Source organism: Pseudomonas sp. FW507-12TSA (assembly GCF_058781435.1).
Genome location: NZ_JBYSWT010000003.1, coordinates 20,064 through 30,610 on the forward strand (window position 1 = coordinate 20,064; position 10,547 = coordinate 30,610).

Here is a 10,547-nt window from a genome sequence, read left to right on the forward strand (position 1 = left end):
AATCGCAAGGGTTCGCGCTACGGGGGCGGGGGCTGCGAGTGGAGGCCGGGGCGGTGTGCCGAGCCTGGGCCCGGTCAGACGCCGACGGACTGGATCAGGTTGCTGGCCTGGGCCGCCTCCAGGCGGATGGCGATGAACTTGGAAGTCGGCGTATAGGTACGGTCGCCGTAGCTCTCCAGTGGCACCAGGGGGTTGGTCTCCGGGTAGTAGGCGGCGGCCTGGCCGGCGGGGATGTCATAGGCGATCAGGGTGAAGCCACTGACCCGGCGCTCGCGGCCGTCTTCCCACAAGGACACGATGTCCACCTTCTGCCCCGGCTCGTAGCCCAGCTTGCGGATGTCCTGTTCGTTGGCGAACAGCACCTCGCGCATGCCGTAGACCCCGCGATAGCGATCGTCCAGGCCGTACAGGGTGGTGTTGTACTGGTCGTGGGAACGCATGGTCTGCAGGATCAGCTGCGGCTGCTCCTTGAGCTTGCGCACCCCGGGGTTGACCAGGTCCGCGGGCAGTTCGCTGGGGGTGAACTGCGCCTTGCCGGTGGCGGTGTTCCAGCGCCGGCCGGCCGCGGCGTTACCCAGGTGGAAACCGCCGGGGTGGAGCAGCTTGAGGTTGAAGTCGCTGAAGCCCGGGATGGTATCGGCGATCAGGTCGCGGATGCGCCCGTAGTCTTCGATCACCCACAGCCAGTCGATGGGGCGCGGGCCCAGGGTGGCGTTGGCGATGCCGGCGATGATCGCCGGTTCCGAGCGCAGGTGTGCCGACTTGGGCCGCAGCTGGCCATGGGAGATGTGCACCATGCTGAAGGTGTCTTCCACGGTGACGCCCTGGGGACCGTTGGCCTGGATATCGATATCGGTACGGCCCAGGCACGGCAGGATCAGCGCCTCGCGACCGGTCACCAGGTGGCTGCGGTTGAGCTTGGTGGCGATGTGCACGGTGAGCTCGCAGTTGCGCAGGGCGGCGTGGGTGCGAGGGGTGTCCGGGGTCGCCTGGGCGAAGTTGCCGCCCAGGCCGATGAACACCTTGGCCTTGCCCTGTTCCATGGCCGAGATCGCCATCACTGTGTTGTGGCCGTGCTCCCGTGGCGGCTTGAAGCCGAAGCGCGCCTCCAGGGCGTCCAGCAACTCGGTGGGCGCCAGTTCGTTGATGCCCATGGTGCGGTCGCCCTGCACGTTGCTGTGGCCCCGCACCGGCGATAGGCCGGCGCCAGGGCGGCCGATGTTGCCGCGCAGCAACAGCACGTTGATCACTTCCTGGATGGTCGGCACCGAATGGGTGTGCTGGGTCAGGCCCATGGCCCAGCACATGATCACGCGCTTGGCCTTGCGATACATGCGGGCGGCCAGTTCGATATCGGCCAGGGACAGGCCGGATTGCTCGACGATGTGGCTCCAGGACGTGGCGTCGACCTCGGCCAGGTAGCTGTCCAGGCCCGAGGTGTGTTCGGCGATGAAGGCCCGGTCGAACACCGCTTCGCCATTGCTGGCCAGGGCTTCACGCTCCCAGCGCAGGAGGAACTTGGCGATGCCGCGAAAGGCCGCCATGTCGCCGCCCAGGGCCGGACGGAAATAGGCCGAGGAGGTGGGCTCGGAGCCGTTGGTGAGCATCTCCAGCGGGTGCTGCGGATGCTGGAAGCGTTCCAGGCCACGCTCCTTGAGCGGGTTGAAGCAGATCACCTGGGCGCCGCGCTTGACCGCCTCGCGCAGCGGTTCGAGCATCCGCGGATGGTTGGTGCCGGGGTTCTGGCCGATGACGAAGATCGCGTCGGCCTGCTCCAGGTCGTGGAACACCACGGTGCCCTTGCCCACCCCGACGCTCTCGAACATGCCCACGGCGCTGGCTTCATGGCACATGTTCGAGCAGTCGGGGAAGTTGTTGGTGCCGTAGGCGCGCACGAACAGCTGGTACAGGTAGGCCGCTTCGTTGCTGGCCCGGCCCGAGGTGTAGAACTCGGCCTGGTTCGGCGAGTCCAGGCCCTTGAGGTGGCTGGCGATCAGGTCGAAGGCCTCGTCCCAGGTAGTTTCCACATAGCGGTCCTGGGTGGCGTCGTAGCGCATCGGATGGGTCAGGCGGCCCTGGTATTCGAGCCAGTAGTCGCTCTGCGCGGCCAGGGCCGAGACCGTGTACTTATTGAAGAATGCCGGGTTCACCAGGCGCCCGGTGGCTTCCCAGTTGACCGCCTTGGCGCCGTTCTCGCAGAACTTGACCATGCCGTTTTCCGGCGACTCGCCCCAGGCGCAGCCCGGGCAGTCGAAACCGCCGTTCTGGTTGGTCTTGAGCATGGCGCGGATGTTCTTGAAGGCGTTCTCGCTGCCCAGCCAGTTGCGGGTCACCGCCATCAGTGCCCCCCAACCGGCGGCCGCACCCTTGTAGGGTTTGTATCGATCAACTTCGCTCATGATATTTCTCCAATACATCGCACGCAGGGAACCGCCCGACATTCAATGGATGTCGATAGTTTCTTACTGCTCAGGCTAAATGCGATTTTGCTGGGACTGGTTATAAGCCCCGTTCTGTTTGTTTGCGTGGAGTAACTTTTGCGACCTTTTTCGGGCCACGAATAAAGCCTATTCGGCGTCCGTACAGGCTGTCTAATCGCAATTAATGACCAGTTGATCGAGAACCTCTATCAGGGTATTAATTCATTTGAAATCAATGTGTTGAGTGAATTGTCTTGATGGTTTTGCGCTTGATAGATGTTTTTGATCAACCAGTTGTTAATAGCGATTGGACGGCCTTTTGAATGGCTCTTAATCTTGCCGCCAATAACTCGCGACAAGCGCGGCTGCACTGTCGGAGTTCAACTAATATTCAATGAGTTCGCATCGGCGACAGAGGCTGTGATGGCAGATCAAGTATTGGTGGATGGCTTTGCTCGCCGGGTCGACTATCTGCGCATGTCGGTGACTGACCGTTGCGATTTTCGTTGCGTGTATTGCATGGCCGAGGACATGCAGTTCCTGCCGCGCCAGCGCATCCTGACCCTGGAAGAGCTGTACCAGCTGGCCGAGCGTTTCGTCGCCCTGGGCACCCGCAAGATCCGCCTGACCGGTGGCGAGCCGCTGGTGCGTTCCGGGGTGGTCGAACTGTGCCGGCGCATTGCGCGGCTGCCGGGTCTGCGCGAGCTGTGCATGACCACCAACGGCTCGCAACTGGGCAAGCTGGCCGCGCCCTTGTTCGATGCCGGAGTCAAGCGCCTGAACATCAGCCTGGACAGCCTCGACCCGCAGCTGTTCCGCCAACTGACCCGCACCGGCGAGCTGTCCCAGGTGCTGGCCGGGATCGATGCGGCGAACGCCGCTGGTTTTACCCGCACCAAACTCAACTGCGTGGTGATGAAGGGCCGCAACGACCACCAGATTAACGACCTGGTGGCCTTCGCCATCGACCGTGGCCTGGACATCTCCTTCATCGAGGAGATGCCCCTGGGCGCCATCAGCGAACACAGCCGCAGCGATGCCTTCTTCTCCAGCGCCCAGGTGCGCGAGCGGATCGCCGAGCGTTACACCCTGATGGAGTCGGCGGAATCGACCCAGGGGCCGTCGCGCTACTGGCGCCTGGCCGAGGCACCGCAGATCCGCCTGGGCTTCATCTCGCCCCACAGCCACAACTTCTGCGGCACCTGCAACCGCGTGCGGCTGACCGTGGAAGGGCGCTTGCTGCTGTGCCTGGGCAACGAACACTCGATGGACCTCAAGGCCGTGCTGCGTGCCCACCCGGGCGATACCCAGCGCCTGGAACAGGCCATCGTCGAGGCCATGAAGCTCAAGCCCTATCGCCATCACTTCGAGCTCAACGATGAGGTGCAGGTAGTGCGCTTCATGAACATGACCGGCGGCTGACCGGCCCCATCCCTTGCTTGCCCGAATCGTCCAGAGGCCGTCCTTCGATGATCGTCAGATCCAAACCCAACCTGCTTGGCGTGCTGTTTTCGCTCAAGGGCTCGATCGCCAAGCGCATCGCCCTGCGCAGCCTGCTGGTGACCCTGCTGGCCGCCGCCATCGTGTTGATCGAGACCCTGCACCCGGCGTTCTTTTCCAAGGTCAACGCCACGCCCTTCACCTTGCTCGGGCTGTCGCTGTCGATCTTCATGAGCTTTCGCAACAACGCCTGCTATGACCGCTGGTACGAGGCGCGCAAGGCCCTGGGCAGTATCGTCACGGACGTGCGCTCGCTGATCCGCGAGACCCAGGTGATCGGCGATACCCAGGAGCGCGGGGCGATCCTGCGCAACCTGTGCGGTTTCGCCCATGCCCTCAAGGCCCGGCTGCGCCAGGAGGACGAGCTGGGGGTCGCAGGCACCTGGCTCAGCCAGCTGCCGCCGGCGGCGACCCCGAACCTCAGCGACAACGTATTGCGCCTGGTCTCGCGCCAGTGTTCGGGCCTGGCCGAATCGGGCCGCCTGAGCGAGTGGCGCTACATGCTGATCGCCAACCTGCTGGCGGGCATGACCACGGCGCAGACCACCTGCGAGCGGATCAAGGCCACGCCGTTGCCGTTTCCCTACACCTTGCTGCTGCACCGCACCAGCTACATGTTCTGCATCCTGCTGCCCTTTGCCATGGCCGAGCCCCTGGGCTGGCTGACACCGATCTTCACCGCCATCGTCAGCTACACCTTCTTTGGCCTGGACGCCATCGGCGACGAGCTGGAAGACCCTTTCGGTCGTGACGAGAACGACCTGCCCCTGGACGCCATCGTGCGCAACATCGAGCGCGAGATCCTCGATGCCCTGGGAGTCACCGAACTGCCGCCGGTACTCGAACCGGTGGACTACGTCCTGAGCTGACCCGTCCCGGGTCGCCAGGCTTTCCCTTGCCTGAGGTTGAACATGAACGACGCTGTCGCCAGTCCCGCGTTGACCCACCTGGACGCCCAGGGCCGGGCCCACATGGTGGATGTCACCGCCAAGCCCGCCACCGACCGTGAGGCCCTGGCCGAGGCCTGGGTGCGGATGCACCCGGCCACCCTGCAATTGCTGGAGGACAACGGCCATCCCAAGGGCGACGTGTTCGCCGTGGCCCGGATCGCCGGGATCATGGCGGCGAAGAAGACCCACGAGCTGATCCCCCTGTGCCACCCCTTGCTGCTGACCAGGGTCAGTGTCGAGCTCGCCGCGGCGCCGCCGGACCGGGTGCGAATCACCACCCGTTGCCGGCTCAACGGTGCCACCGGGGTCGAGCTGGAAGCGATGACCGCCGCCAGCGTCGCCGCCCTGACTGTCTACGACATGTGCAAGGCGGTGGATCGCGGCATGGTCATCGAGGGCGTGCGGCTACTGGAGAAGCACGGCGGCAAGTCCGGTTCATTCATCGCGGGAGAGCAGCCATGATCCTCATCAACTACTTTGCCCGCTATCGCGAACAGCTGGGCAGCGGCGGTGAGAAGCTGGCGCTGCATGCCGAGCTGCGCACGGTTGGCGATGTGCGCCGGTTGCTCATGGCTCGGGACGAGAACTGGGCCCGGGTCCTGGGGGAGAACAGCCTGATGTGCGCGCTGAACCAGGACCTGTGCAAGCTCGACGCGCCCATCGAGGACTTCGACGAGATCGCCTTCTTTCCGCAAGTGACGGGGGGCTGAGGCATGGGTATCCAGGTCCAGCAACAGGCCTTCAGCCTCGATGCCTTGAATACCGCCCTGCAGGCTGGCGATCCGGCAGTGGGGGCGGTGGTGACTTTCGTCGGCTACGTCCGCGACTTGAACCTGGGGCAGGCGGTGCAGAGCCTGTTCCTCGAGCATTACCCGGGCATGACCGAGCGCTCCTTGCGGGGCATCGTGGCACAGGCCGAGCAGCGCTGGCCGCTGCTGCGGGTCGAGCTGGTGCATCGGGTCGGGCTGCTGCGGGTCGGCGAGCCGATCGTCTTCGTCGGCGTGGCCAGCGCCCATCGCCAGGCCGCCTTCGAGGCCTGTGACTTCATCATGGATTACCTGAAGACCCGCGCGCCGTTCTGGAAGCGCGAAGTCACCGACAGCGGCGAACATTGGGTCGAAGGCCGTGCGAGCGACCAGCAGGCCGCCAGCCGCTGGCAGCAACCCTGAGCACCTGCGGTAGATCTGGAACCGACTCTGGGTGGCGAGGGCGCTCGCTGCCGCTCGGCAGCGCAGGCCGTAGACCCGAATCCTCGCTACAGCTGATCGAGCGCCGGCCAAGGCGGATGGCAAGGTTGCGCCTTGCAGCGCGAGCGACTTCACGCGCTACAGGAATGCCGTGCGGTTACACCGGGCTGTAGATCCGTGGCGGGCTGCGGTGGGGGACGTGGATCAGGTTGAGGTGGTGCTTGTTGGCCCACTGCACGGTCAGGGCGGTGGGCGCCGAGAGGCTGACCAGGGTGCCCAGGCGTGCCCGCACGGCCTTGTGGATCAGCTCCAGGCTGCAGCGGCTGGTGACCACGGTAAAGCCCAGGCGCGTATCGATCCCGGCGTGGAGCAGGGCGCCGATCAGCTTGTCCAGGGCGTTGTGGCGGCCGATGTCTTCCTGGCACAGGCGCACCTCTCCTTGTTCATCGAAGTACAGCGCCGCATGCAGGGCGCCGCTGCTGCGACCCATGAGCTGGGCTTGCTCGATGCGCTCGCGCAGGCCCTGCAGGTGTTCCACCGGCGGCAGTGGCGTCGGTTCCAGCACCTGTAGCTGCGGCAGGGCCTGCTCCAGGGCCTCGACCCCGCACAAGCCGCAGCCGCTGGTCCCGGCCAGTTGCCGGCGATGGTCCTTGAGGGCCCAGAAGGCCCGGCTGGAAATCTGCACGTCGGCCTGGCAGGCCTGGGGAAAATGGCTCAGGCGAATGTCGTAGATCTCGTCCAGGCCGGTGACGATATCGTTGGTGATGCTGAAGCCACGGATGAAATCCTCCAGGTTGCCCGGAGACACCATCATCACTGCCTGGCTCAGGCCGTTGTAGGTGATGGCCAGGGCGGTCTCGGCGGCCAGGGGCGCGTGGGCCTCTTGCGGCGAGCCGTATTCGCGATAGGCCACGCTTTGCGGCGCCGGGGCCGGTGCGTTGGCCTCGGGCTGTTGATCCGCTTGTTCGATCCGGCAAACCATGCATCCACCTCTTGCTACTGGTGCGCCCGCAGGCGCGCTAAACGGTCATTCGCCCTTGATCGCGAACAGCTTGCGAGCTTCGGCGAAACACTTCTCGGCAATCGCCGACCGTGGTTCGGTCTTGCGCATCACCATGCCCAGGGGCGCCAGCACGCTGGCGTCGGGCAGGCTGATGAAGGCCAGGTTCTCGATCGGAGAATCCAGGCCGCTGTCCAGGGGCATGATCGAGCAGCAGAAGCCTTCGTGGATGGCCTGGAACAGCTGGTAGGTCGAATCGCTTTCCAGGATCGGCTGCGGGTTGAGGCCGCGGCTGCGGAAACTCAAGTCGATGGACTTGCGATAGTGCATGCCGGTGCTGAGCATGCCCAGCGGCAGTTCGGCGGCATCTTCCCAGCTCATCTCGTTGCCTTCGAAATGAAAGTGCCGGGTGTCGTACAGCAGGCCGACACGGGTCTCGCCGATCTCGAAGAAGTCCAGGTAGTTGGGATTGACGTGGTCCAGGTAGCAGACCCCCAGGTCCAGCTGGTTGTTGCCGATCTCCTCGATGATGCGGTCGGAGCTTGCGGACGACAGGCTGAACTTGAGCTCGGGAAAACTCGCCGACAGCTTCTGCACGTAGCCGATGGGGTTGAAGCCGCTCAGGGGCACCAGGCCCAGGCGCAGGTTACCCACCAGTTGCCCGCGGCAGGCGGCGGCTTCGGCGAACAGCCCGTCGTGGGCGGCGAGCAGGGTCTTGGCCCAGGCCAGCACCCGTTCGCCGGCCTCGGTGAAACCCTCGAAACGCTGGCCCCGGGTCACCAGGATCAGGTCCAGCTCGTCCTCCAGGTTGCGCAGGCGCATGGACAAGGTCGGCTGGGTGATGTGGCAGCGCGCGGCAGCCTGGCCGAAGTGGCGGGTCTGTTCCAGCGCGATCAGAAACTTCAGTTGCTTGATGTCCACAATGGCACCTGTCGTGGGAGGGTCGTCGTCAGTATTAACGCAGAGGTTCAAGCTGTGGGAAGACCCGAAGATCGTCCCGGGCTGTTCCGCCAGCCTTCAGGCCGGGGAGCCGGGGGGTGTTTCAGACAGTAGTTCAGGGCTGTTGAAATTGCTCAGCCGGGGATCGTCGGCAGCGCAGTGCAGGGGCGTCAGGCCCTGTACGCGCAGGGCCCGCAGCAGGCTGCGTTCGCCCTGGTCCCAGGCCTGGCGCAGATCGCCCAGCAGCCGCGTCGGCAACAGGCTGAACATGGGTTGCCATTGGCCGCCCTGCTGCACCATTACCGGTTGTTCGCCAGCGCTGCGGGCTTGCCACAGGGCCTCGATCAAGGCGCCATCGATGCATGGCGCATCGCAGGCCAGCACCAGCAGCCAGGGGTGCCGGGCCTGGGCCAGGCCGGCCAGGACACCGGCCAGCGGGCCGGGAAAATCCTGCTGGGCATCGGCCACCAACTGATCGGCGTAGGGCCGGTACTGCTCGGCGTTGCGGTTGCAGGAAATGATCAGGTCGTCGCTCAAGGGCCGCACCACGTCGTGCACATGGGCAATCAGCGGCCGGCCGCGCCAGGGCACCAGGCCCTTGTCCCGGCCGCCCATGCGCAATCCGCGCCCGCCTGCCAGCAGCAGGATCGAGCAGGGCAGGGGAGTGGCGATGGCAGGTCGGGTCGGGGTCATTGGTCACGGGCATGTCAGGTCGATGGCGGGCACGATCTCATTGTCTGTCCGCGGCGTCCAATCGGAACATTCGAATGGCTGATCGATCAGGCTTATCAGGCCCTGGCACGGGCCTGGCGACGATAGAGCGGGTCGATAATCCGGTCAGCCAGAACGATTAGACAGCCGCGCTTTGCGGCCTTTAGCCTGGGTCCATGATTTTTATCTTGGCGGTCGGAGAGTGACATGAGCGTGAAGGCGGATGCGTTGTTTGTACCTTTGAATATTGCCGTGCTGACGGTCAGCGATACCCGTGAATATGCCACCGATACCTCCGGGCAGTTGCTGGTCAGCCGCTTGCTCGAAGCCGGGCACACCCTGAGCGAGCGCAACCTGCTCAAGGACGATCTGTACAAGATCCGCGCCCAGGTCGCGACCTGGATCGCCGACGAGCGCATCCAGGTGGTGCTGATCACCGGTGGCACCGGCTTCACCGGCCGCGACAGCACCCCGGAAGCCGTGGGTTGCCTGCTGGACAAGCGCATCGATGGTTTCGGCGAGTTGTTCCGTGCGATCTCGATCCTCGATATCGGCACCTCCACGGTGCAGAGCCGGGCCCTGGCCGGGCTGTCCAACGGCACCCTGGTGTGCTGCCTGCCGGGCTCCACCGGCGCTTGCCGGACCGCCTGGGAAGGCATCCTCGCCGAGCAGCTGGATGCCCGGCACCGGCCGTGCAACTTCGTCCCGCACCTCAAGCCGGTGCGAGCCTGCGAGTCCCGCGGATGAGCCAGGGCAAGCTGATGCCGGTAGAGGAGGCGCTGGCCAGCCTGCTGGCCATGGCCGATGCCCGGCAACTGGACCAGAGCCAGGAGCTGGCCCTGGACCAGGCCCGGCAGCGGGTCCTGGCCTGCGATCTGGTGGCGACCCTGGATTTGCCGCCCTGGCCCAACAGCGCCATGGACGGCTACGCCCTGGAACTTGCCCACTGGGACGGCCAGCCACTGCTGGTGGCGCAGACGGTGTTCGCCGGCCGGCCCGGTACGCCGCTGCAGCCGGGCACCTGCGCGCGGATCTTCACCGGCGCCCCGGTGCCCGCCGGCGCCGACTGCGTCGAGATGCAGGAAAACGTCGAGCTGCTGGATGATGGCCGGGTGCGTTTCACCCAGGCGCTCAAGCCGGGGCAGAACATCCGCCCCCAGGGCCAGGAGAACCGCGCCGGCCAGGTGCTGCTCGAGGCCGGCACGCGCCTTGGGCCCTTCGAGCTGGCGGTGGCCGCCGCCCAGGGCTGTACCCGGTTGCCGGTGGTGCGCAAGCCCCGGGTGGCGCTGCTGTCCACCGGTGACGAGCTGCTGGAGCCGGGCATGGCGCTGCGCGAAGGCTGCATCTACAACAGCAACCGCACCTTGCTCCGGCATTGGCTCGATGCCCTGGGCTGCGAGGTGATCGATGCCGGGATCCTGCCGGACCAGCCACAGCAGACCCGGCTACGGCTCGAGCAACTGCAGCATGGGGCCGACCTGATCCTCACCACGGGCGGAGTGTCCGCGGGCGATGCCGACTGCCTGGGCCAGGTGCTGCGCGACAGCGGCCGGCCGCTGTTCTGGAAACTGGCGATCAAGCCCGGCAAGCCCCTGACCGTGGGCTACTTCGGCCAGGTGCCGGTGATCGGCCTGCCGGGCAACCCGGCCTCGGCCCTGGTGACCTTCGGCCTGCTGGCCCGTGCCTACCTGCTGCGCATCCAGGGCGTGGGCGAGGTCGAGCCTCTGGGCGTCATGGTGCCGGTGGCCTTCGACTGGACCCGGGCCGGCAGCCGTCGAGAGTACCTGCGCGCGCGCCTGGAGCAGGGGCGCGATGACGAACTCGATGGCCTGCTGGCCAC

Annotated in this window: 11 protein-coding genes; 7 read left to right on the forward strand and 4 right to left on the reverse strand. The window is 65.7% G+C overall.

The window, feature by feature from the left end; translation table 11 throughout:
- Positions 1-74: 74 nt before the first annotated feature.
- Positions 75-2,399, reverse strand: coding sequence for an FdhF/YdeP family oxidoreductase (locus AC3WK8_RS03795; RefSeq protein ID WP_103326866.1), 2,325 nt, complete (start codon positions 2,397-2,399; stop codon positions 75-77).
- A 444-nt stretch (positions 2,400-2,843) separates the two neighbouring features.
- Here AC3WK8_RS03795 and moaA point away from each other — a divergent pair, with 444 nt between their 5' ends.
- Genes moaA through moaE form a run of 5 tightly spaced genes read left to right on the forward strand, consistent with a single transcriptional unit; the run spans position 2,844 to position 6,039 of the window.
- Entirely contained in the window at positions 2,844-3,842 is a 999-nt protein-coding gene (moaA, locus tag AC3WK8_RS03800; protein ID WP_022639468.1) for a GTP 3',8-cyclase MoaA, read from the forward strand.
- 47 nt (positions 3,843-3,889) lie between these two features.
- A complete protein-coding gene (locus tag AC3WK8_RS03805; protein WP_103326867.1) occupies positions 3,890-4,789 on the forward strand; it encodes a bestrophin family protein in 900 nt (299 codons plus the stop codon).
- A gap of 42 nt (positions 4,790-4,831) precedes the next feature.
- Positions 4,832-5,332, forward strand: a complete 501-nt coding sequence (moaC, locus tag AC3WK8_RS03810; protein WP_103326870.1) for a cyclic pyranopterin monophosphate synthase MoaC — start codon at positions 4,832-4,834, stop codon at positions 5,330-5,332.
- A complete protein-coding gene (locus AC3WK8_RS03815; RefSeq protein WP_022639465.1) occupies positions 5,329-5,580 on the forward strand; it encodes a MoaD/ThiS family protein in 252 nt (83 codons plus the stop codon). The genes moaC and AC3WK8_RS03815 overlap by 4 nt, the downstream gene beginning before the upstream one ends.
- Before the next feature lie 3 nt (positions 5,581-5,583).
- The gene (moaE, locus tag AC3WK8_RS03820; protein WP_022639464.1) at positions 5,584-6,039 is read left to right on the forward strand and encodes a molybdopterin synthase catalytic subunit MoaE; all 456 of its coding nucleotides are present in this window, start codon (positions 5,584-5,586) and stop codon (positions 6,037-6,039) included.
- 175 nt (positions 6,040-6,214) lie between these two features.
- On the opposite strand, the gene fdhD is transcribed toward moaE, so the two are convergent.
- From fdhD to mobA, 3 genes are all read right to left on the reverse strand, one after another.
- Complete coding sequence (fdhD, locus tag AC3WK8_RS03825; protein ID WP_053131256.1) at positions 6,215-7,039, reverse strand: formate dehydrogenase accessory sulfurtransferase FdhD; 825 nt, start codon at positions 7,037-7,039, stop codon at positions 6,215-6,217.
- Between the two features lie 45 nt (positions 7,040-7,084).
- Entirely contained in the window at positions 7,085-7,978 is an 894-nt protein-coding gene (locus AC3WK8_RS03830) for a LysR family transcriptional regulator (protein WP_085597881.1), read from the reverse strand.
- A 96-nt stretch (positions 7,979-8,074) separates the two neighbouring features.
- A complete protein-coding gene (gene mobA, locus AC3WK8_RS03835; RefSeq protein ID WP_103326872.1) occupies positions 8,075-8,689 on the reverse strand; it encodes a molybdenum cofactor guanylyltransferase MobA in 615 nt (204 codons plus the stop codon).
- A gap of 225 nt (positions 8,690-8,914) precedes the next feature.
- Here mobA and moaB point away from each other — a divergent pair, with 225 nt between their 5' ends.
- On the forward strand, positions 8,915-9,454 hold the full coding sequence (gene moaB, locus AC3WK8_RS03840; protein WP_103326874.1) for a molybdenum cofactor biosynthesis protein B: 540 nt from the start codon (positions 8,915-8,917) through the stop codon (positions 9,452-9,454).
- On the forward strand, positions 9,451-10,547 hold a 1,097-nt coding region (locus AC3WK8_RS03845; RefSeq protein WP_103326876.1), incomplete at its 3' end, for a molybdopterin molybdotransferase MoeA. The genes moaB and AC3WK8_RS03845, both read left to right, overlap by 4 nt.